This window comes from Kitasatospora sp. NPDC043949, assembly GCF_056435365.1.
Map to the genome: position 1 here is coordinate 26,226 of NZ_JBWKEQ010000010.1, position 22,137 is coordinate 48,362.

At 74.6% G+C, this 22,137-nt stretch carries 13 protein-coding genes; 2 read left to right on the forward strand and 11 right to left on the reverse strand.

The window, feature by feature from the left end; translation table 11 throughout:
• Positions 1-200: 200 nt before the first annotated feature.
• From nudC to AC07AL_RS10775, 5 genes are all read right to left on the reverse strand, one after another.
• On the reverse strand, positions 201-1,142 hold the full coding sequence (nudC, locus tag AC07AL_RS10755; RefSeq protein WP_363586728.1) for an NAD(+) diphosphatase: 942 nt from the start codon (positions 1,140-1,142) through the stop codon (positions 201-203).
• Between the two features lie 69 nt (positions 1,143-1,211).
• Positions 1,212-2,615, reverse strand: coding sequence for a dipeptidase (locus AC07AL_RS10760; protein ID WP_363629517.1), 1,404 nt, complete (start codon positions 2,613-2,615; stop codon positions 1,212-1,214).
• A 145-nt stretch (positions 2,616-2,760) separates the two neighbouring features.
• Complete coding sequence (locus AC07AL_RS10765; protein ID WP_478317332.1) at positions 2,761-5,625, reverse strand: FtsX-like permease family protein; 2,865 nt, start codon at positions 5,623-5,625, stop codon at positions 2,761-2,763.
• Entirely contained in the window at positions 5,622-6,386 is a 765-nt protein-coding gene (locus tag AC07AL_RS10770; protein WP_363586731.1) for an ABC transporter ATP-binding protein, read from the reverse strand. The genes AC07AL_RS10765 and AC07AL_RS10770 overlap by 4 nt, the downstream gene beginning before the upstream one ends.
• A gap of 128 nt (positions 6,387-6,514) precedes the next feature.
• Positions 6,515-7,147: a PadR family transcriptional regulator gene (locus tag AC07AL_RS10775; protein ID WP_063347909.1), complete on the reverse strand. Its 633-nt coding sequence runs from the start codon at positions 7,145-7,147 to the stop codon at positions 6,515-6,517.
• Positions 7,148-7,225: 78 nt separating this feature from the next.
• On the opposite strand from AC07AL_RS10775, the gene AC07AL_RS10780 reads away from it, so the two are divergent.
• Positions 7,226-8,197: an endonuclease/exonuclease/phosphatase family protein gene (locus AC07AL_RS10780; RefSeq protein WP_363372609.1), complete on the forward strand. Its 972-nt coding sequence runs from the start codon at positions 7,226-7,228 to the stop codon at positions 8,195-8,197.
• Positions 8,198-8,215: 18 nt separating this feature from the next.
• Here AC07AL_RS10780 and AC07AL_RS10785 read toward each other — a convergent pair whose 3' ends face one another.
• From AC07AL_RS10785 to AC07AL_RS10800, 4 genes are all read right to left on the reverse strand, one after another.
• The gene (locus AC07AL_RS10785; RefSeq protein ID WP_363586732.1) at positions 8,216-9,400 is read right to left on the reverse strand and encodes a PP2C family protein-serine/threonine phosphatase; all 1,185 of its coding nucleotides are present in this window, start codon (positions 9,398-9,400) and stop codon (positions 8,216-8,218) included.
• Between the two features lie 190 nt (positions 9,401-9,590).
• Positions 9,591-12,818, reverse strand: a complete 3,228-nt coding sequence (locus AC07AL_RS10790) for an ATP-dependent DNA helicase (RefSeq protein ID WP_363586733.1) — start codon at positions 12,816-12,818, stop codon at positions 9,591-9,593.
• A gap of 32 nt (positions 12,819-12,850) precedes the next feature.
• Positions 12,851-16,168 carry an ATP-dependent helicase gene (locus tag AC07AL_RS10795; protein WP_363586734.1) on the reverse strand — a complete coding sequence of 1,106 codons (3,318 nt, stop codon included), beginning with the start codon at positions 16,166-16,168 and terminating at the stop codon, positions 12,851-12,853.
• A 173-nt stretch (positions 16,169-16,341) separates the two neighbouring features.
• Entirely contained in the window at positions 16,342-16,704 is a 363-nt protein-coding gene (locus AC07AL_RS10800) for an MGMT family protein (RefSeq protein ID WP_371517224.1), read from the reverse strand.
• A 134-nt stretch (positions 16,705-16,838) separates the two neighbouring features.
• On the opposite strand from AC07AL_RS10800, the gene AC07AL_RS10805 reads away from it, so the two are divergent.
• Positions 16,839-19,595: a flippase-like domain-containing protein gene (locus AC07AL_RS10805; protein ID WP_478317333.1), complete on the forward strand. Its 2,757-nt coding sequence runs from the start codon at positions 16,839-16,841 to the stop codon at positions 19,593-19,595.
• Positions 19,596-19,655: 60 nt separating this feature from the next.
• Here AC07AL_RS10805 and moeZ read toward each other — a convergent pair whose 3' ends face one another.
• Both moeZ and AC07AL_RS10815 read right to left on the reverse strand, forming a co-directional pair.
• Positions 19,656-20,834: an adenylyltransferase/sulfurtransferase MoeZ gene (gene moeZ, locus AC07AL_RS10810; RefSeq protein ID WP_363372596.1), complete on the reverse strand. Its 1,179-nt coding sequence runs from the start codon at positions 20,832-20,834 to the stop codon at positions 19,656-19,658.
• A 228-nt stretch (positions 20,835-21,062) separates the two neighbouring features.
• Positions 21,063-22,037: an NAD-dependent epimerase/dehydratase family protein gene (locus AC07AL_RS10815; RefSeq protein WP_363586737.1), complete on the reverse strand. Its 975-nt coding sequence runs from the start codon at positions 22,035-22,037 to the stop codon at positions 21,063-21,065.
• Positions 22,038-22,137 lie beyond the last annotated feature (100 nt).

Below are 22,137 nucleotides of genomic sequence, written 5' to 3' on the forward strand. Positions count from 1 at the left end.
GTAGCGAGCGCGATGGCGGGGTTTCAGCCGTTTCCGGCAATGTCGTCCGCGCGGGTTGACGACGGCTTCGGGACGGCGGGCGGTGGTAGCAGAACTGGCCCGTCCGGCCACGAACATCCGATCGTGGCGGATTCGGAAAGGAAGGGAAAAGAAAAACGGGGGCGCGCGGGATAACCCGCACGCCCCCCATTCGTCGGGGATTACCAGCGCGCCGCCGACGGCAGCGGTCCGCCGTACCAGAGCTCGACCAGGTGGCGCGCGATCGAGATCCCGGAGGGCGGCAGGATCTCCCCCGCCTCCATCCCGGCCCGCAGCTCCTCGCGGGAGAACCAGCGCGCCTCGGCCAGTTCCTCGCCGTCCACGGTGATCGCCGTGCCGCCCGGCAGCGCCCGGCCCGTGAAGCCGAGCATCAGGCTCGACGGGAAGGGCCAGGGCTGGCTGGCGACGTAGCGCACCTCGCCGACCTGCACGCCGGCCTCCTCGTGCACCTCGCGCACCACCGCCTGCTCGATCGACTCCCCCGGCTCGACGAAGCCGGCCAGGGTGGACCAGCGGCCCTCCGGCCACAGCGCCTGGCGGCCGAGCAGGCAGCGGTCCTGCTCGTCGGTGATCACCATGATCACCGCCGGGTCGGTGCGCGGGTAGTGCTCGGCCGCACAGGAGGTGCAGCGCCGCACGTGCCCGGCGCCGGCCTTCTCGGTCGGGTGCCCGCAGCGCGAGCAGAAGCTGTGCAGCCGGTGCCAGTGCTCCAGCGCCACGGCGTGCACCAGCAGTCCGGCGTCCCGGTCCGACAGCAGCGCGCCGACCTCGCGCAGTCCGGCCGGGCGGGCGTCGCCGTCCAGCCGCCCGGGCAGGCTCTCACCGGCCAGCGCGAAGTACGAGACGCCGTCCTCGTCGGTGCCGAGGAAGTACCGGTCCCCGGTCTGCGGCGCCTCGAAGGAGGGCATCAGCACGAGTTCGGTGCCCTGCGCGGTGTCGACGACGAACGCCTCGCCGCCGGCGATCGGCAGCACCCGGGTGGCCGGGTGGCTCCAGGCGGCGGCCAGCCAGGGCTCGTCGAGCCGGTGCTCGGCCGCCCGGTCCACCCCGGCCCGGGCCAGTGCCAGGTTCAGTGGGCGTTCGGTCTCAGGCACGGTGCTCACTTCGTTCCATCCCCACGTGATGAATCATCCGGATGAGTGATCTGACTGCCATGGTGTGCCCGCGCGGGGTCACGCGCCGGGCCGGAAGTTCTCGGCCAGGTCCCCCCACAGGTACGCGGCCGTCTCCACGCCCTTGGCCAGCAGGTCCAGTTCGACCTTCTCGTTGACCGAGTGCCAGCCGTCCGAGGGCACCGAGATGCCGAGGAACAGCACCGGCGCGCCGAGCACGTCCTGGAGGTCGGCGGCCGGGCCGGAGCCGCCCTCGCGGGTGAAGAGGATCTTCTGCCCGAAGGCCCGGCCCATGGCGCGGACGGTGGACTGCAGCGCCGGGTGGTCCAGCGGGGTCAGGCAGGGCCGGGTCGCGCCCGGGAAGGTCAGCTCGTGGCGGACGCCCTCGGGCACCCGCGCGGCCACCCACTCCCGGACGGCCTCGCGCACCTTCTCCACCTCCTGCCCGGCGACCAGCCGGAAGGACAGCTTGAGGTGCGCCGAGGACGGCACGATGGTCTTGCCGCCGGGGCCGGTGTAGCCGCCCCAGAGGCCGTTGACCTCGGCGGTCGGGCGGGCCCAGACCCGCTCCAGGGTGGAGTAGCCGGCCTCGCCCCGGGTGCCGTACGACTTGGCGACCCTGAGCCACTGCGCCTCGTCGAAGGGCAGTTCGGCGAACAGCTGGCGCTCGCGGTCGGTCAGCTCGATCACGCCGTCGTAGAAGCCCGGGATGTCCACCCGGCGGTCGGCGTCGTGCAGGCCGGCCGCCAGCTCGGCGGCGACCTGCGCCGGGTTGGGGACGGCGCCGCCGAAGGAGCCGGAGTGGATGTCGGTGTCCGGGCCGTACAGGTCGATCTGGGCGTCGGCCAGGCCCCGCATGCCGGTGCAGACGGTCGGCGTGGTCTCGGACCACATGCCGGTGTCCGAGATGACCACCACGTCGGCGGCCAGCCGCCCGGCCTCGCGCCGGACCAGGTCGGCGAAGTGCGGCGAGCCGGACTCCTCCTCGCCCTCGATCAACAGCTTGAGGTTGACGGCCGGCGCGGTGCGGCCGGTCGCGGCCAGGTGGGCGCGCACGCCCAGGGTGTGGAAGAACACCTGGCCCTTGTCGTCGGCCGCGCCGCGGGCGAACAGCCGTCCGCCGACCACAGTCGGGGTGAACGGCTCCGTGTCCCAGCCGTCCTCCTTGGCGGCGGGCTGCACGTCGTGGTGCCCGTAGACCAGGACGGTCGGCGCGGACGAGTCCCCGGAGGGCCACTCGGCGAACACCGCCGGCAGGCCGTCGGTCTCCCACACCTCGGCCACCGGGAAGCCGGAGTCGCGCAGCTTGGCGGCCAGCCACTCGGCGGAGCGCCGCACGTCGCCGGCGCGGGCCGGGTCGGCGGAGACCGAGGGAATGGCCAGCCACTCGGAGAGGTCGGCGAGGAAGCCGGCCTGGTGCTGGTCGATGAAGGAGCGGACGACGCTGTCCGGAGTTCTCGTCATACGGACGACTTTAGTTCGCCCGTGCGGGTGCCCGCCCCGGCCGTCCGGCTGCCGGGCGCCGTCGGGGCTGTAACCTCCGTCACCCCCGCCCGCGCCCCCGGAGTGGAGGGGGCGCGGACGGGGGTGACGGGAGGGGGCGCGAACCTCAGCCGGAGCGGCGCAGCAGGGAGATCCGCGAGCGGGTGAGCAGCGCGGCCAGGCCCGCCGCGAGCACCGGCAGCGCCACCACGGTGACCGCGATGGTGAGCCACGGGAGGACCACGACCGAGTTGTTGGCGATCGTCTCGGCGCTCATCCCGGGGACGGAGGTCGCCACGCCCTGGACCTTGCGCAGGGCCACCGCCGGCACGATCCCGCAGACGGTGCCGAGGAGGGTGCCCATGGCGGCGATCACCCCGCACTGGAAGCCGGAGAGCGTGCGCCGGATCCGGGGCTCGGCGCCGACCGCCGCGAGGGTGGTCAGGTCGCGCTGGGAGTCGGCGGCGGCGAGTCCGGTGGCGATGCCGGCCGCGCCGAGGGCGACGATGCCGGCGAAGATCGACAGGCCGAGGCCGATCAGGTCGGACCTGGACTGGTAGCCGCGCTCGATCGAGAGGACGTCCTGGTCGGTGAGCTTGGCCAGCGCCCCGTTGGCCTTCTGCTGGGCGCCGTCGGAGGGCGAGCTGTCGGGCAGCCAGACCGAGCCGGCCGGGGAGGTGGTGAGGCCGAGCCGGGTGGCGGTGTCGGGGCTGATCACGGCCTGGCCGCTGGCCGGCACCACCGCGGACGCGAGGACGGCGTCGACGGAGATCTCGGTGTGGCCGCGCTTCCGGGGGGACGGCCCGTCGGTCTCCTCCATCGGATCGTTCAACCCGACCGCGACCTTGCCGTCCTTGAGGTACTTCGCGTCGAAGACCACGGCCTTGCCGGCGGCGAGGGCCTGCCCGGCGGCCGGGTCGGTGACGCCGTAGAGGTTGCGCAGCAGGGTGGCGTCGCCCGCGGAGAGGTTGCTGAAGTGGTTGCCGCGGTGGCCGATGCCCTGGCAGCGCGGGTCGGTGCCGAGGATGCGTTCCGTCTCGTCGGTGCTGCGCTCGGTGTCGTCGAGGGCGGGGCAGCGCAGTTCCTTGGGCAGTTCGACCTGGATGTAGCCGCAGCCGCTGCCGCCGTCGGCGCAGTCGCCCTTGTAGTCGACGCGCTGGATGTCGGCGCGCGATCCGAGGGCGGGGATGTTGCGTTCCACCGCGTCGCGCATCTGCGGCAGCAGCTTGCCCTCGGAGGCGGGCAGCCATCCGCTGCCGAGCATGACGGCGCCGGAGGGGGCGGCGGCGGTGTACTCGCGGCGGTTCCCCTCGTCGTAGCTGGCGAGGTAGACGCTGACCGCGACGGTGCCGGCGACGGCGGCCATCACGGCGGCGACGGCGGGCGCGGTGCGGCCGCGGTGGCGCACCGAGTCGCGCAGGGCGAGCCGGGGGCCGAGCGAGAGCCAGCGGCCGAGCCGGCCGAACAGGCCGACCAGGTAGGGCGTCAGGGCGACCATGCCGAGTTCGGCGACGGCCGAGCCACCGAGGACGGACAGGCTGCGGTTGGCGAAGCCGCTGGTGGCGCCGAGCAGGGCGAGCGCGGAGCCGCCGCCGAGCATCAGCAGGCCGAGCAGGGCGAGCTTGCGGCTCGGGGGCTTGAGCGAGTCGCGGCCGGTGAGCGCGGCGACGACGTCCTGGCGGGAGGCCTGGACGGCGGGCACGACGGCGGCGAGCAGGCCGGTGACCAGGCCGACCAGGAGCACGCCGAGCAGGTCGAGCGGCTGGAGGTTGAAGTGGCCGAAGCGCTGGCCGGCGTACTCCTCGGCCCGGGTGCGCAGCAGGGCGACCAGGCCGATGCCGAGTCCGAGGCCGACGACGGCGCCGGTGATGCCGAGGACGATGCCGCCGCCGAGGACGACGGCGCGGATGTTGGCGCGCTCACCGCCGCCGGCGGCGAGCAGTCCGAGCTGCCGCCGGGAGCGCCTGGCCCCGACGGCGAAGGCGGGGCCCGCGAGGAGGACGATCTCCAGCAGGGCCATGCCGACGACGGTGGCGAGGATGACGACGGAGGTGCGGTCGAGGTACCCCGGGGTGGGGCCGCCGTGCTTGTCGGCCTCGACGTAGTAGGGGACGTCGGCGCGGGCCGGCGGGTCGAGCAGGACGGCGCGGGAGGCGAGGGTGAAGCCGTAGCCGCCCAGTTCGGTGACCTTGGGCCAGTCCAGGCTGCCGGCGGGGAGCTTGACGAGCCAGCGGGTGGGCGCGTCGGTGCCGGCGTTGCGGCTGCGGTCGGCGCCGGGGAGCTTGGCGATCTTGCCGATCAGGGTGCCGGGCCGGGCGATGATCTCGGTGGCCGTCAGTTCACCGGGGTACTCGACGACGCCGGTGATGGTGAAGGGGGTGTCCTCCAGGCCGCGGACGGCGGTCTGGTCGCCGATCTTGAGGCCGGAGCGGGTGAGGAAGTCCCGGGTGACGGCGGCTTCGCCGTCGGTGGCGGGGGCGCGGCCCTTGACCAGGTCGACCCGGCCCTTCCAGACCGGGTCGGTGAGGTCCAGCTCGGTGGTCCGGGTGCTGAGCAGGCCCTGGGAGCTGCCGGCGGCGGTGTAGGGGCCCTGCCGCTCGGGCACGAGGACGGTGCCGGGCGGGAGCAGCTGCTTCGCCAGTTCGACGGGTTCGGTGTCGAGGCTGCGCTGCTGGGCGGGGGTGTACTGGGGGGCGGCGCCGTTCTTCGCCTCGTCCTTGGCGCTCCTGGTGGACATTCCCTTGTCGGGGTCGGGCGCCTGGAGGACGATGGCGCCGCGTTCGAGCATCTGCAGTTCGCCGTCGGCCTGGCCCATGACGCGCAAGACGTGTTCGGCGGGTTCGAGGTCGGCGCTGCGGAAGACCACGTCGGCGCCGGTGACGCCGAGGACGGGCAGTGCGACCATGGCGACCACCAGGGCGCTGCGGCCCTTGGCGCGCAGGGCGTCGCGGCGGGCGATGCGCAGGGCGACCCGCCAGGCGCTGAGCTTCACTCGTCCACCTTCATGCTGTTGGTGGCGGCGCTGACGAGCAGGCTGGCGGCGTCCTGGCTGACGCTCTCGTCGACCATGCGGCCGTCGCGCAGGAAGACCACGCGGTCGGCCCAGGCGGCGTGCCGGGCCTCGTGGGTGACCATCATGGCGGCGGCGCCGGCGTCGCAGCGGGCGCGCAGGACGGCGAGGACGGCCTCGCCGGTGGTGGAGTCGAGGGCGCCGGTGGGCTCGTCGGCGAGGACGAGGCGGCGGTCGCCGATGAGGGCGCGGGCGATGGCGACGCGCTGCTGCTGGCCGCCGGACATGTCGTCGGGGAAGCGGTCGGCGAGCTCGGGGATGCCGAGCTCCTCCAGGGCGGCGAGCGCCTCGCGGCGGGCGGCGCGGGCGGAGAGGCCGTCGAGTTCGCGCGGCAGCGAGATGTTCTCGCCGGCGGTGAGGGCGGGGATCAGGTTGTAGTCCTGGAAGACGTAGCCGATGGAGCGGCGGCGGACCTGGGCGAGCCGCTTGCGGTTGAGCCCGCCGAGGGCGACGCCCTCGACGAGGACCTGGCCGGTGGTCGGGGTGTCCAGTCCGCCGGCGAGGGTGAGGAGCGTCGACTTGCCGGAGCCGGACGGGCCCATGACGGCGACGAACTCGCCGGGGTGGACCTTGAGGTCGATGCCGCGCAGGGCTTGGACCTCCGCGGCGCCTTGGCCGTGGACTCGGGTGACGTTCTCCAGGTGCAGTACCGGCGTCTGCCGGGCCGGGTCGGTGTGGGACATGGTTCCCCCCTTGTGCTGGTGGTGGGCTCGGCGTCGGGTCCGGGCCGGTGGTTCGGGCGGGCCGTCGCGGTCAGGTGCGCGAGCGGCGGCCGTCGCGGGTTCGGGTGCGCGAGCGACGGCGGGCGGGGTCAGGTGCGCGAGCGACGGCGGGCGGGCCGGGCGGCCGTGGCGCCGCCGTCGCGGGCGGCTTCGGCGGCGCGGGCCTGTTCGGTCTCCGCGTGCTGGTGGAGCCGGGTCTCGCAGTGGTCGAGCCAGCGGATCTCGGCCTCGGTCTGGAAGATCAGCTGGTCGAGGACGAGCAGCCAGGCCAGGTCGTTGCTCGCGGAGGGCGCGATGCCGGGCCGTGACTCCCCCGCCAGCGCGCGGCCCTTGAGCCGGGTGTAGTCCTGGAGCGCCTTGATGCTGTGGCGGCGCTGGCCCTGGACGACGGCGGAGACGTCCACCCCGGGGACGGTGACGGCCATGGCGAGCTTGATGGCCAGTTCGTCGCGCGGGGGGTTGGTCCGGGGCACCGGGGTGTCGAACCAGGCCCGCAGCTCGGTGCGTCCCTCTTCGGTGACGGCGTAGAACTGGTGGCCCTCGTCGTCCTCTCCGGCGGGCTCGACCAGGCCGTCCCGCTCCAGTCGGGACAGCGTCGTGTAGACCTGCCCGACGTTGAGCGGCCAGGTGGCGCCGGTGCGCGCCTCGAACTCGGTGCGCAGTTGGTAGCCGTAGCGCGGGCCCTGGTCGAGCAGGGCGAGCAGGCCGTGTCGGATGGACATACTCAGTATGTATACCCGGTATGCCCCACGGGCTCAAGCCGCGCCCCCTCCCCCGGCGAGCGGGTACCGTCGTGCGGTGTGAGCCAGTTGCGCATCGCCACCTTCAACCTGCTGCACGGTCAGCCGCTCGCCCCGGACGGCGCCCCGCGGCCCTACCCCGCCGACGCCGGCGGGCCGCTGGCGGAGGCGGTGGCCGCGCTGGACGCCGACGTACTGGCCCTCCAGGAGGTGGACCGCCACCAGTCCCGCTCGGGCGGCACCGACCAGGCCGCGGTGGCCGCCAAGGCCATGGGGGCCGCCGACTGGCGGTTCGCCGCCGCCCTGCACGGGCGCCCGGCGCCGGTCGCGGGCTGGGTGCCGGAGCCCTCCGTGCCCGGCGGCCTGCGGGTGTACGGGCCCGGCGACGTCGGCGACGGCGCCCCGCCCTCGTACGGCACCGCGCTACTGACCCGGCTGCCGGTGCGGCACTGGCGGGCCCGCCGGTTCGCCCCGGCCCCGTTCGGACTGCCACTGCGGGTGGCCGGCCGGCGCGGGCTCACCCCGGTGCCGGACGAGCCGCGGGCGGCGCTGGCGGCCGTGCTGGAGGGCGACCACGGCCCGTTCACCGTGGTGGCGGCGCACCTGTCCTTCGTCCCCGGGTGGAACATGGCGCAGCTGGCCGGCATCCGGCGGTGGATCGCGGACCTGCCGCAGCCGTACCTGGTGCTGGGCGACTTCAACCTGGTCGGCGCGGTGCCGCGCACCGTCCTCGGCGGGGCGACCGCACTGGAGCGCACCGCGCCCCGGGCACGGGTCCGGGAGCTGCGGGCGGCCCGGCGGGCCCGGCCGGCCCTGGCCGAGCCGCGCCGGCGCCGGGTGCGCGAGCCCCGCCCCCGTCTGCAGGGCTGGTACGACCTGGCCCGCACCCCGACGTACCCCTCGCACCGCCCGGCGGTGCAGTTCGACCACGTGCTGGCGGTCGGCGTGCCGCGCGCCGCGGTCGGCCCGGCGGCGGCGCCGCGCGCGGCGGTGTCGGACCACCGGCCGCTGCTGGTGGAGGTCTCGCTCTAGTGCGGGCCCAGCACGGGACTAGTGCCGGGTCAGGACGCCGTGCTGGTGCGGTAGTTGGGTGCCGGCGGCGGGGGCCGGCGCGTACTGGAGGAGCAGCATGGCCGCGTCGTCGCCGAGTTGGCGGCCGACGTGGCGCACCACGTCCTCGTGCAGGCGCTGCAGGACGTCCGCCGGGCGGCCGTCGGCGCAGCGCGGGAGGCGCTCGGCGAGCGGGTAGAAGGCGCCGGAGCGGTCGCGGGCCTCGATCACCCCGTCGGTGAACAGCAGGACCCGGTCGCCGGGCCGCAGTGCCACCCGGTGCACCGGCGGCCGGACGTCGGCCGGGTCGAGGACGCCCAGCGGCGGGACGGTCTCGGCGAGTTCGAGCGGCCGGACATCCCCGCCGCGCAGCAGCAGCGGCGAGGGGTGGCCGCAGTTGACCAGTTCCGCGGTGCCGTCCGCCCCGACGCCGATCAGCACCAGGGTGACGAACTCCTCCTCCACGCCCGGGTGGTCGTTCTCGTGCAGGGCCCGGTCGAGGCTGACGGCCAGCCAGCCGGCGACCCGGTCCAGTGCGGGCTCCTGGTGCGCGGCCTCGCGGAAGGCGCCGAGGACGGCGGCGGCGGTCTCGACCGCGCCGAGGCCCTTGCCGCGGACGTCGCCGACCACGGCCCGCACCCCGTGCCGGGTGTTGACCACCTCGTACAGGTCGCCGCCGATCCTGGCGTGCGCGGCGGCGGCCTCGTAGTGGACGGCCGCCTGGACGGTGCCGACCCGCTCGGGGACGGGCCTCAGCAGCACCCGGCGGGCGATCGAGGCGACGAGCTGGGCGTCGGCCAGCGCCCGCTCCTGGCGCAGCCGCAGGGTGGCGCTGACCCAGCCGATCAGCGCGACCAGCAGGATCGCGAAGACGCTGGCGGCGTGCACGGACTGGTCGAGCGCGTCGCTGCGGAAGGCCATCAGGAAGGCCACCGCCTCGGTGAAGAGGCCGATGGCGAGCGGGTACCAGGTTCGGTGGCTGACCACGGCGGCCAGCGCGGGGACGGCGGTGAGGGCCGGTTCGACCGTCACCTCGGTGTTGCTGACGAAGTCGAGGGCGACGATCAGCGCCATGCCGATGAAGGGCAGCGCGAGCGCCGTCCTCGGCCAGGTGCCGGTCGTGCCCGGAGCGGGTCCCGGGGTCGGCCCGGTGAACCGCTCTCTGATCCATCCGGTCGCGCTCAACGTCGTTACTCCAGCAGAAGACGCCGATGCCCTGGGGCACCTGCGGTGATGACTGAGGGTTAGGGAATGCGGGCCTCGCTGGCGGCCGGAGCACGGGGGTTGACCGGTTACCGACCCCACAATAGGCACGAAACGTGCATGACGCACAGGTTTCGGGCGCTGCCGTGATGACTTGAATGCTCTGCGTGACTCATTCTTCACTGTTCCCGATCAGGAGCCGTTCCAACTCTTTTCGGTCGGGAAGTCCTGCCGGACGGACGATCCGCCCGCTGCGGACGTACAGGAAGGAAGCCGTGACCTGCTCCGGCGGAACGCCCGCCTGCTCGGCCCAGGCGATCCGGTAGACCGCGAGCTGCAACGGGTCGGCAGTCTCCTCGCGGTGGGTCTTCCAGTCCACCACTTCGTAGCGTGACGCGCCACCGGCTACTGACGTCACGTCACCGTCCCGGTAGACCGCGTCGATCCGGCCGCGCACCACCCGCCCCCCGAGCACCAGCTGGAACGGCGCCTCCACCCGGTGCGGCCGGCGCTGGGCGTACGGGGTGCGCAGGAACGCCTCCTTGAGCTGCTCCAGGTCCTGCTCGTCCTCGATGCCGTCGTCGTCCGCGCCGGGCAGCGCGCCCGGCTCGATCAGCAGCAGCGGTTCGATCCGGGACTGCACCCAGGCGTGGAAGCGGGTGCCCCGCCGGGCGGCCGGCTGCGGCGGGCGCGGCATCGGCCTGGCCAGGTCGCGCGCGAAGCCGTCCGGGTCGGCAGCCAGGCGCAGCAGTTGGGTGGCGGACAGCGCGGCGGGCAGCGGCACGTCGCGGGCGGTGCGCCGGGAGCGCTCCAACTCGCCCAGCAGCGCGGTGAGGTCGCGGTCCCAGGAGGCCGCCTGGCGCTGGTCCTCGGCGGCCATCGGCTCGGGCTCGGGGGCGGGCGCGCCGGCCAGCCGGGCGTGCACCACCTCGGCGACCCGGCGGCGGGCCAGCTGGGCGGCCGGGTCCAGCGGCAGCGGCCAGGGGTGCTCGACGGGGGCGGCCAGCGCCGGGTTCTCGGCGCCCTTCTCCGGCTGCTCGGCCCAGTGCTCGACCTCCCCGGCGCCGGGCCGCTCGCAGTGCTCGCGCAGCTGCTCCAGGAAGGCGGACGGGCCGCGGACGGTCTTCTGGTTGGGCCCCCACCAGTGCCCGGAGGCCAGCAGCAGCGTGCGCGGGCGGGTGAACGCGACGTAGCCCAGGCGCAGTTCCTCGGTGCCGGAGTGCTCGGCCAGCTGCCGTTTGAACGCGGTCATGGCCTTGCCGTCCCACCCGCCGCGCACGTCGGGCAGGGTGTCCGCGTCGCCGCGCAGGGCGTGCGGGAGCACCCGCTTGCTGCTGGTCCAGCGCTCGCGCGAGGTGGTGGACGGGAACGAGCCCTTGACCAGGCCGGGGACGGCGACGACGTCCCACTCCAGGCCCTTGGACTTGTGTGCGGTGAGCACCTTCACGGTGTCCTCGCCGCCGGGCAGGCTGCTGTCCAGGCCGCGCTCGTACTCCTGGGCGGCGCGCAGGAAGCCGAGGAAGGCGGCCAGGCCGGGGTCGCCGTCGAGGTCGGCGAAGGAGGCGGCGACGTCCAGGAAGGCGTGCAGGGTCTCGCGCCGCCGGGCGGCCAGCGCCTGCGGGGAGGCGGCGAGTTCGACCTCCAGACCGGTGACGGCCAGCACCCGGTGCAGCACGTCCATCAGCGGGTCGGCGAGCGAGCGGCGCAGGTCGCGCAGCTCCTGGCCGAGGCGGGCCAGGCGGACCCTGGCCTCGGCGGAGAAGGGCAGTTCGTCGGGCTGCTCCGCGTCGAGGAAGGTCTCCACCGCGTCGGCGAGCGAGACCACCTCGGTGGGGTCGGCCTCGGCGACGGCCGCCGTCAGCGCCTCCACGCCCTCGGGTCGGTCGGTGCGCACCAGGTCGGCGGCCCGGCGACCGAGCAGGGCGAGGTCGCGCGGGCCGATCCGCCAGCGCGGGCCGATCAGCAGGCGCACCAGCGCGGCGTTGGCGGTCGGGTCCTGGAGCACCTCGCAGACCGCCACCAGGTCGGCCACCTCGGGCAGTTGCAGCAGCCCGCCCAGGCCCACCACCTCGACCGGCACCTCGCGGGCGACCAGGGCCGCGTGGATGTCCGGGAAGGCCGCGCCGCCGCGGCACAGCACGGCGATCCGGCCGGGCGCGGTGCCGGTGCGCACCAGGTGGGCGATCGAGTCGGCGAGCCAGTCGACCTCCTCGGCGTGGGTGGGCAGCAGCGCCGCCCGCGCGTAGCCGTCCTGCTCGGCGCCGGGGGCCGGGCGCAGCGCCTCGACGCCCTCGTGCATGGCCCGCAGCGGCGCGGCGAGTTCGTTGGCGAAGGCGAGCAGCCGCCCGCCGCTGCGGCGGTTCTCGCTGAGCGCGTAGCGGGCGGCGGGGCGGCCGTCGGCCTTCGGGAAGTGCCGGGGGAACTCGTCGAGGTTGGCGACGGAGGCGCCGCGCCAGCCGTAGATCGCCTGGCAGGGGTCGCCGACGGCGGTGACGGGGTGGCCGCTGACGGGGTGGGCACCGCCCGGTCCCCCTGGGCCGGCGCCGAACAGGCCGGCCAGCATCAGCCGCTGGGCGACCGAGGTGTCCTGGTACTCGTCGAGCAGCACGACCCGGAACTGGCCGCGGAGCAGCGCGCCGACCTCGGGCCGCTGCTGGGCGAGCCGGGCGGCGGCGGCTATCTGGTCGCCGAAGTCCATCAGCCCGGCGGCGTGCTTGCGGCGCCGGTAGTCCTCGACCAGGCGCAGCAGCTCCAGCCGGGCCCGGGCGGTGGCGGGGACGGCCCGCAGGTCGTCGTTGGTGAGCTTGACGGTGGCGAGGGTGTCCAGCAGGTCCTCGTCGTGGGCGCGCAGGGTGTCCGGCTCGACCAGGTGCTCGGCGAGTTCGCCGTCCAGGGCGATCAGGTCGGCGACCAGGTTGGCGAAGGTGCCGGTGAGCGCGGGGAACGGGCCGCGGGCGGTGCGCAGCACCTTGGCGGCGAGCTGGAAGCGGGTGGCGTCGGCGAGCAGCCGCACGTCGGGTTCGATGCCGATCCGCAGGCCGTGCTCCTTGAGCAGCCGGCCGGCGAAGGCGTGGTAGGTGGAGATCTCCGGTTCGCCGAGCGGCTCCGCGCCGTCCTCCCCGGTGACACCGGCCCGCAGCAGGGCGGTGCGCACGCGTTCGGCGAGTTCGCCGGCGGCCTTGTTGGTGAAGGTGAGGCCGAGCACCTCCTCGGGCCGGACGGCGCCGGAGCCGACCAGCCAGACCACCCGGGCGGCCATCACCGTGGTCTTGCCGGACCCGGCGCCGGCCACGATCACGGCCGGTTCCAGGGGGGCGCCGATGGCCGCCATCTGCTCCCGGTTGAACGGGATGCCCAGCAGCTCCTTGAGCTGGTCGGGATGGCTGAGCACGGCGGTCACCCCGCAACGTTAACCGGAGCGGCGGACAACCTTCACTCGACGAGTTGCGCCCCGTCCCGCTGGGCGGAGCAGCTGCGGCGGAAGGTGCAGCGGTCGCAGCCGCCGCCGGTCTGCGGGACGAAGCGCTCGGCGAGGACCCGGCCGGCCGCGTCGGCGAGCAGGTTCTCGATCCACGGCTCGCCCTCCGGCGGGTCCTGCCGCTGCACCTTGGGGGCGTCCTGGGCGGCCTTGGCGGCGGGCTCGCGCAGGTGGACGAGTTCGGCGCCGCCGGTGGCCGGGGGGCGGTCGGCGAAGCCGGGCAGCTCGTTGAGGGCCCCTGCGCGGACGGCGAGCTGGTAGACGGCGAGCTGCTTGTGCTCGGGCAGCGACCTGTCGGTGGGGATCTGCTTGCCGGTCTTGAAGTCGACGACGTAGGCGCGCCCGGCCGCGTCCTTCTCGACCCGGTCCATCGAGCCGCGGATGCGCACCGAGACGCCGCCGGCGTCGAGGGTGACGTCGAAGCCGTGCTCGGTGGCGACGAGGTCGCGGCCGCGTTCCAGCACGTGCCAGTTGAGGAAGCGCTCCAGGGCGGCGCGGGCCTGGGTCTTCTCCTGCTGGGACTTCCAGGGCGCGTCGAAGGCCAGCGCGTCCCAGACGGTGTCCAGGCGTTCCATCAGGACGGCGAGGTCGGCGGGGGTGCGCCCGGAGCCGACCTCGTCGGCGAGCGCGTGCACGACGTTGCCGAAGCCCTGGGCGGCGGAGCCGGCTGCGCGGGCCTTGACCTCCTTGTCCAGGAACCACTGCAGCGAGCAGTTCTCCAGTTGCTCCAGGCCGCTGCCGGACAGCCGCACCGGCAGGTCGGCGCTGCGCAGCGGGTCGGGGGCGGCGGTGGCGTCGGCCAGGCCCCACCAGCGGTCGGGGCGGGCGGCGGGCACCAGTGGCAGGCCCTCGTCGTCGGTGGCGGCGGCGAGCAGGGCGAGCCGTTCGGCGGCGGCCCGGCGCAGTTCGGGCGAGCGGGCCGGGTCGACGGTGACGGCCCGCAGTTCGGCGACCAGTGCGGCGACGGACAGCGGGCGGCGCGGACGGTGGGTGACGTCCTCGACGACGACCGGCGGGGTGCGGCGCACGACCCTTCCGGTGCGCGGGTCGACGTCCTCGCGGTAGAGCTCGCGCAGGAAGCGGGAGGGCTCGTCGCCGTCGTCGGCGGGGGCCTTGACGGCGGTGACGATCAGCCGCTCCCGGGCGCGGGTCGCGGCGACGTAGAAGAGCCGGCGCTCCTCGCCGAGCAGGGCGCCCGGGGAGAGCGGTTCGGCGAGGCCGTCGCGGCCGATCCGGTCGGCCTCCAGCAGGGAGCCGCGGCGGCGCAGGTCGGGCCAGAGGCCGTCCTGGACGCCGGCGACGACGACCAGGCGCCACTCCAGGCCCTTGGAGCGGTGGGCGGTCATCAGCCGGACGGCCTCGGGGCGCACGGCCCGGACGGTGAGGGTGTCGGCGGCGATGTCCTGGGCGTCGAGCTCGGCGAGCAGGTCGAGGGCGCCGCGGTGGCCGGTGACCTGTTCCTCGGCGCGGGCGGCGGTCTCGAACAGGGCGCACAGCGCGTCGAGGTCGCGGTCGGCGTTGCGGCCGGCGGCGCCGCCGCGCAGGGCGGCCCGTTCCAGACGTTCGCGCCAGCGGCGGCTGCCGTCCCACAGCTCCCAGAGCGCCTCCTCGGCGGTGCAGCCGCCGGCGAGGCGTTCGCGGACCTTGCGCAGCAGGGTGCCGAGGTCGCGGGCCCGGCGGGCGTGGGCGGGGTCGAGGGCGATCAGCCGCTCGGGTTCGGCGAGGGCCTCGCGCAGCAGGTCGCCGGCCGGGCGCGGGGCGGCCGGGTCCCCGTCGGCGCGCAGGGCGGCGCGTTCCTCCTCGCGCAGGGCGCGGCCGAGGCGGCGCAGGTCGGAGCCGTCGAGGCCGCCGAGCGGGCCGGTGAGCAGGGCGTGGGCCAGGTCGGTGGTGAGCGGGTCGGGTGTGTCGGGGTCGCCGTGCCGGTCGCGGGCGGCCTGCTCGGCGCAGACCCGCAGGGCGAGCAGCAGGTGGGCGACGGCCGGCTCCTCGCGCAGCGGCAGGTCGTCGCCGTCGATCTCCAGCGGGACGCCGGCCGCGCTGAGCGCCCGCCGTACGCCGGGGATGGAGCGGGCGCCGGCCCGGACCAGGACGGCCATCTCGCCCCAGGGCACGCCGTCCTCCAGGTGGGCGCGGCGCAGCAGGTCGGCGATCGAGTCGAGTTCGGCGCCGGGGGTGGGGTAGGTGTAGACCTCGGCCCGGCCGCCCTCGCGGGAGGGCAGCAGCGCGCGGTGCTGGGCGAGCTTGTCGGCGGGCAGCCGGCCCATCGGCATCCGCCGGGCGAGCTCCCGGGAGGCGGCGAGCAGGACGGCGCCGGAACGGCGGGAGACACGCAACACCTTGACGTCGGCGGGTTCGCCGTCGGCCCGGCGGAAGGTCTGCGGGAAGTCGAGGATGCCGTTGATGTCGGCGCCGCGGAAGGCGTAGATCGACTGGTCGGGGTCGCCGACCGCGACGAGTTCGCGACCGCCGCCGGCCAGCTGGCGCAGCAGCCGGACCTGGGAGGGGTCGGTGTCCTGGTACTCGTCGACGAACACCACCTCGTAGCGCCGCCGCAGTTGCTCGGCGACCTCGGGGCGTTCGGCGAGCAGGACGGCCCGGTGGACGAGTTCGGCGTAGTCGAGGACGCCGCGCAGGTCGAGCACGTCGAGGTAGTCGGCGAGGAAGTGCGCGGCGGCGGCCCAGTCGGGGCGCTGGACGCCCTGGGCGAAGCGCTCCAGTTCGGCTTCGCCGAGGCCCAGCTCGCGGCTGCGGGCGAGGACGGCACGGACCTCGTCGGCGAAGCCGCGGGTGGTCAGGCAGGCCCGCAGGTCGAGCGGCCAGTGGATCCGGGAGCTGCCGAGTTTCGCGTCCTCGGCTCCGCCGGCCAGCAGTTCGCGGACCATGACGTCCTGCTCGGGGCCGGAGAGCAGCCGCAGCGGTTCGGCGTAGTCCTGCGGGTCCTGGTGGGCGCGCAGCAGGGCGTAGCTGAAGGAGTGGAAGGTGGTGGCCTGGGGGGCGGCCGAGGAGGAGCCGAGCCGGGCGGACATCCGGTCGCGCAGTTCCGTCGCGGCCTTGCGGCTGAAGGTGAGGACGAGGATGCGCTCGGGGTCGGTGCCGTCCTCGATCCGCCGGGCGACGGCCTCGACCAGGGTGGTGGTCTTGCCCGTCCCGGGGCCGGCGAGCACCAGCAGCGGCCCGCCGCCGTGCTCGACCACGGCGCGCTGGTACTCGTCCAGCACGGGTGGGGCGGGCTGGACGAGCGGGCTGCGCACGAGCCGGTACGGGGAACTCACGGAGGCGGATCCTGGGGTTGTGCTGGAGGCGTGGCCGGGCGGGCCCGCCGGGGCCCGCCCGTATCGAGCCTACGATCCTGCCCCGTCATTCCCGTCGGCGCGGCGGTTTCGCGGCATCCCCGGTCCGCAGCGACCCGGTCCGCGGCGGCCTCGTCGCGCGTTCCGCGGCGGCCTCATCGCGCGGTGCCCGGCTCCCGTCCGTCCCAGCGGGCCCGGCGCAGGTCGACCCGGGGCGGGTCGGCGAGTTCGCGCAGCGGGGTGCCTTCCTCGCCGTAGTGGGCGAGGGCGCGGTGCTCGTGCCCGGGCAGGAAGCGGCCGTCGGCGCGGATGACCCGCCACCAGGGGACCGAGCCGCCGTACAGGGCCATCACCCGGCCGACCTGCCGGGGGCCGCCCTGGCCGAGGTACTCGGCAACGTCCCCGTAGGTCATCACCCTGCCGGGTGGAATCCGCTCGGTCAGGTCGAGCACCAGTTCGGCGAAGGGCGGCAGGGTGTCCGGGAGGCCGTCGTCTGTTACGTCCGTCACCTGCGGCATTCTTCCTCACGGGGGCGCACCCGCGGCCCCGTACGAACGATCCGCCGCGCCCGATCCGGCCCCTGTCCAGCACGGGGCGCCGAGGCATGCCACCATCTTCGGGGCGGTGAGTGGTGATACGAGGACAAGACCAGATGACCGGGACGGCTGACGTGGGTGTGGACGAGGACTCCGACGAGTCCGCCGCCGCCGTGCCCTCGGCTCCCGGTGGTGGGCCCGCGACCGGGCCTACGCCGGAAGTCTCCCTGATCAAGGACCGGACGATCAAGACCCCCGCGCCCGCCGAGGCCTCCGAAGAACCCGCCGAAGCCGCCGAACCCGCCGAGGCCCCCGGGGAACCGGCCGTCCCCGGACCGGCGGCTGCCGAACCGCCGGCCCGGCGCCCGCTGCCCGACTACCACGACCCGCTGGACGGCACCCCGCACCTGGACGTCGACGAGCCACTGCTCGCCGCCCGGGCGCACCGCCCGTCCGACCTGATCCGCTTCCTGGCCGGCGTCTTCGGCATAGTCGCCGTCTTCGTGCTGGCGGGCATCGCCACCTCGACCACCACCGGCATCGAACAGGACATCGCCACCAACGCGCCGCACTTCTCCGCGGTGCTCTCCACGATCACCGGCCTGCTCTCCAGCGTCGCGGTGCTCGCCGTGCCGCTGGCCTTCGCGGTCGAGCGGCTGATCAAACGCGACGGCCTGCGGGTCGCCGACGGCGTGCTCGCCTCGGTGCTCGCCTACGGCGTCTCGCTGGGCATCGACTGGTGGGTGGCCGAAGGCGCCTCCGACCACATCCGGGACGCGCTGACCAGGCTGCCGATGGACAGCAACGGCACCCTCACCGACCCGGTGCACGGCTACCTCGCCCCGGTGATCGCCTACATGACCGCGGTCGGCATGTCGAGCCGCCCCCGGTGGCGGGTCGCCCTGTGGGTGGTGGTGGTCTTCAGCGGGATCACCGAACTGCTCGGCGGCTACACCACCCCGCTGTCGCTGCTGCTCACCGTCCTGATCGGCTGGTCCGTCGCGTACGGCACGCTGTACGCGATCGGCTCCCCGAACATCCGGCCCACCGGCCAGCACCTGATGATCGGCCTGCGCAAGGTCGGCTTCACCCCGGAGAGCGCCCACCGCGCCCCGGACGCGCCCGGCGGCACCCGCCGCTACTACGTCACCCAGCAGAGCGGCCCGCCGCTGGACGTCCACATCATCGACCGCGAGCAGCAGGCCTCCGGCTTCTTCTACCGGGCCTGGCGGCGGCTGCGGCTGCGCTCGGTGGCGGTGCGCCGCAGCCCGCAGTCGCTGCGCCAGGCGCTGGAGCAGGAGGCCCTGATCGCCTACGCGGCGGCCGCGTCGGGCGCCCGCGCGCCGCAGCTGGTCGCCACCTCCGAGCTGGGTCCGGACGCCGCGATCCTGGTCTACGGCAAGGTCGAGGGCCGCATCCTGGACGAGCTCTCCGACGAGGAGGTCACCGACCAGGTGATGGCCTCGCTCTGGGAGTCGGTGGCGGCCCTGCACGAGCGCCGGATCGCCCACCGCCGGCTGACCGGCGAGTCGCTGCTGGTGGTGGACGAGAAGACGGCCTGCCTGGTCAACCTCTCCGGCGGCGACATCGCCGCCACCGACCTGACGCTGCGCATCGACGTCGCCCAGCTGGTCACCACCTTCGCGCTGCGGATCGGCCCGGAGCGGGCCGTCGCCACCGCCAACGCGGTGCTCGGCGCCGACCGGGTCGCCCAGGCGCTGCCGCTGCTCCAGCCGGTCGGGATGAGCCGCTCCACCAGGGTCGACCTCGCGCGGCTCACCAAGGAGCGCAAGACCGTCGCCCGGGCCAGGGCGCTGGAGCAGGTCGCGGCCGGCGAGCGCACCCAGCAGCAGGCCGAGGAGGACATCGCGGTGGCCGGCGAGGACCTGCTGAGCCGCATCCGCGGCCAGATCCTCCAGATCGCCCCCGAGGCGCCGATGGAGCCGGCCAAGCTGGAGCGGCTGAAGCCGAAGAGCCTGATCATGGTGATCGCGCTCACCTTCGCCGCCTACCTGGCGCTGACCACCATCAAGCCGGCCCAGCTCAAGCTCTCCCAGATGGACTGGGTCTGGGCGGCGGCGGCCCTGCTGGCGGCCGCGTTCAGCTACGTCGCCGCCGCGATGAGCCTGACCGGATTCGTCCCGGAGAAGCTGCCGTTCCGGCGCACCGTCGCGGCCCAGCTGGCCGGCTCCTTCGTCAAGCTGGTCGCGCCCGCCGCGATCGGCGGCATCGCGCTCAACACCCGCTACCTGCAGAAGGCCGGGATCCGCTCCGGCCAGGCGGTGGCCTCGGTCGGCGCCTCCCAGCTGGCCGGCCTGGCCGGGCACCTGCTGCTGCTGTTCAGCTTCGGCCTGATCACCGGCAGCCAGACCAACGGCGACCTGTCCGCCTCCCGCGCGGTGATCATCGGCGTGCTGACCGCCGCCGTGCTCGCCCTGGTGGTGGCGGCGGTCGCGCCGCTGCGCCGGTTCGTGCTGGGCCGGCTGCGTTCGCTGTTCTTCGGCGTGGTGCCGCGGATGCTCGACCTGATGCAGACGCCCAGCAAGCTGGTCACCGGCTTCGGCGGCATCCTGCTGCTGACCCTGTCCTTCACCGCCTGCCTGGACGCCTCGGTTCAGGCCTTCGGCGGCGACGTCAGCTTCTCGGCGGTCGCGGTGGTCTTCCTGACCGCCAACGCGGCCGGCTCGGCGATCCCCACCCCGGGAGGCATCGGCCCGGTCGAGGTCGCCCTGATCGGCGCCCTGACGGTCGCGGACGTGTCGCCGGCGGTCGCCACCCCGGCGGTCTTCCTCTACCGGGCGCTCACCTTCTGGCTGCCGGTGCTGCCGGGCTGGATCTCCTACAACGTGCTGCAGCGCCGCGGCGCGCTCTGACGTCCACCGGATACGCGGAAGGGCCCGCCGAGGCGGGCCCTTCCGGTGCGTTCCGGCGTTCTAGTAGACCGGCTTGTGCGGCTCGATCTGGTTGACCCAGCCGAGCACGCCGCCGCCCAGGTGGACGGCGTTGGCGAAGCCGGCCGCCTTGACCACGGCCAGCACCTCGGCCGAGCGCACGCCCGACTTGCAGTGCAGCACGATCTTGCGGTCCTGCGGCAGCTTCTCCAGGGCGTCGCCCATGAGGAACTCGTTCTTCGGGATCAGCACCGCGCCGGGGATGTTGACGATCTCGTACTCGCCGGGCTCGCGGACGTCGATCAGGAAGATGTCCTCCTTGTCGTCCTGCCACTGCTTGAGCTGCGCCGAGGTGACGGTCGAGCCGGCGGCGGCGGCCTGCGCCTCCTCCGACACGACGCCGCAGAAGGCCTCGTAGTCGATCAGCTCGGTGACCGTCGGGTGCTCGGAGCAGACGGCGCAGTCCGGGTCCTTGCGGACCTTCACCTGGCGGTAGTTCATCTCCAGGGCGTCGTAGATCATCAGCCGGCCGACCAGCGGGTCACCCACGCCGGCCAGCAGCTTGATCGCCTCGGTGACCTGGATCGAGCCGATGGACGCGCACAGCACGCCCAGCACGCCGCCCTCGGCGCAGGAGGGGACCATGCCCGCCGGCGGGGCCTCCGGGTAGAGGCAGCGGTAGCAGGGGCCGTGCTCGGCCCAGAACACGCTGGCCTGGCCGTCGAAGCGGTAGATCGAGCCCCACACGTACGGCTTGCCGAGCAGCACCGCGGCGTCGTTCACCAGGTAGCGGGTGGCGAAGTTGTCGGTGCCGTCCACGATCAGGTCGTAGCCGGAGAAGATCTCCATGACGTTGGAGTTGTCGAGGCGCTCCTCGTGGAGGATCACGTCGACGTAGGGGTTGATCTCCTTGACCGAGTCCCGCGCCGACTCCGCCTTGGAGCGGCCCACGTCCGACTGGCCGTGGATGATCTGGCGCTGCAGGTTCGACTCGTCGACCACGTCGAACTCGACGATGCCCAGCGTGCCGACACCGGCCGCGGCCAGGTACATCAGCGCGGGCGAGCCCAGGCCGCCGGCGCCGACGCACAGCACCTTGGCGTTCTTCAGCCGCTTCTGCCCGGCCATGCCCACGTCGGGGATGATCAGGTGGCGGGAGTACCTGCGGACCTCGTCAACGGTGAGCTCGTCGGCCGGCTCGACCAGGGGTGGCAACGACACGGGGACTCCGATGGGTGTCTGGTTCAGGTGGCCTGGGCCAGCCTCATGGTGGTTGCTGCGCCGCCACGCGGGTGGCTCCTAGGCCAACAGTGTCACGCCCCTTCGGTATTCCGAGACAGCTCGTCCGATGGGCGAGACGGCCGGCGTCGGATCGTGGGACCGCCCGCCGGAGCCCGGAAAAGCGCCCCGGGCCTGTGCCGACAGGCCCGGGGCGCTCCCGGTGGCCGCTCAGACCCGGCAGGCCGTCTCCAGCCAGACGTCCCCGAGCGACTCCTCCAGCGGCACCTGTGTCCGCCAGCCGAGACGGTCCCGGGCGGTGCGCACGTCCGCCTGCCGCCACGGCACCGGCTCCCCCGCCGCGACCCGGCCCTCCGGCCGGTGGCCCGGCAGGTGGTGGCCGGGCAGGTGGTCGCCGACCGGGCCGCCGGCCTGCGCGGGCAGCAGGACCTGGCGGTTCTCCTCGACGATCGCCCCCTCGAAGCCGGACGCCCGGACCAGCAGCTGGGCCGCGTCCCGGGCCCGGACGGCGTGCCCGCTGCCGATGTTGACCACCCCGGTGGCGGCCGACACCGCCGCCGCCTGAATCGCCCGCGCGACGTCCCGCACGTCCACGAAATCCCGGTATCCGGACAGGTCCGGCATCCGCACCTGGGTTTCGTCCCGCTCCAGGGCCCGCCGCAGCCCCTCCGCGAGCCGCCCGAACAGCGAGGCGGTCGGCGCCCCCGGGCCCACCACGTCGAACACCCGCAGCACCGCCGCGTCCAGGCCCGACGCCAGCACCAGCTCCGTCCCGGCCAGCTTGGACACCCCGTACGGGCCGACCGGCCGCGGCTCGGCCTGCTCCGACACCGGCACCCCGCCCGGCACCGGGCCGTACTCGGCGGCCGAGCCGACGTGCACCAGCCGGGCCGGCTCCCGGCTGCGCCGGATCGCCTCGCAGACGGTGGCGACGGCCAGCGTGTTCGACCGGATCAGGGTGCGCGAGCTGCCGTAGGTGGCGCCCGCGCAGTTGATCACCACCTGCGGCACGACCGCGTCCAGGAACCGGGCCAGCGCGCCCGGGCTTCCGGTGGTCAGGTCGAAGCGGATGTCGGCCGAGTCGCGCCGGCCGAGCACCGTCACCTGCAACTCCTGGTCCATGAGCAGACGATCGGTGACCCGGCGGCCGATGAAACCGTCGGCGCCCAGCAGCAGCACCCTCATCGGGGGCGTCCTTCCACGAAGCGAGGTCGGGGACGACCTGGCGGACTGAAAATCAAGAGCGGACTGAGTGAGAGCAGAGAGAAGGGGGCGGCACCCGGGG

Bases quoted from the DNA above. Each gene is read 5' to 3' on its own strand.
- AC07AL_RS10760 (WP_363629517.1), bottom strand. From the start codon at position 2,615: ATGACGAGAACTCCGGACAGCGTCGTCCGCTCCTTCATCGACCAGCAC.
- AC07AL_RS10770 (WP_363586731.1), bottom strand. From the start codon at position 6,386: ATGTCCCACACCGACCCGGCCCGGCAGACGCCGGTACTGCACCTGGAG.
- AC07AL_RS10775 (WP_063347909.1), bottom strand. From the start codon at position 7,147: ATGTCCATCCGACACGGCCTGCTCGCCCTGCTCGACCAGGGCCCGCGC.
- AC07AL_RS10800 (WP_371517224.1), bottom strand. From the start codon at position 16,704: ATGCCGCAGGTGACGGACGTAACAGACGACGGCCTCCCGGACACCCTG.
- AC07AL_RS10805 (WP_478317333.1), top strand. From the start codon at position 16,839: ATGACCGGGACGGCTGACGTGGGTGTGGACGAGGACTCCGACGAGTCC.
- AC07AL_RS10815 (WP_363586737.1), bottom strand. From the start codon at position 22,037: ATGAGGGTGCTGCTGCTGGGCGCCGACGGTTTCATCGGCCGCCGGGTC.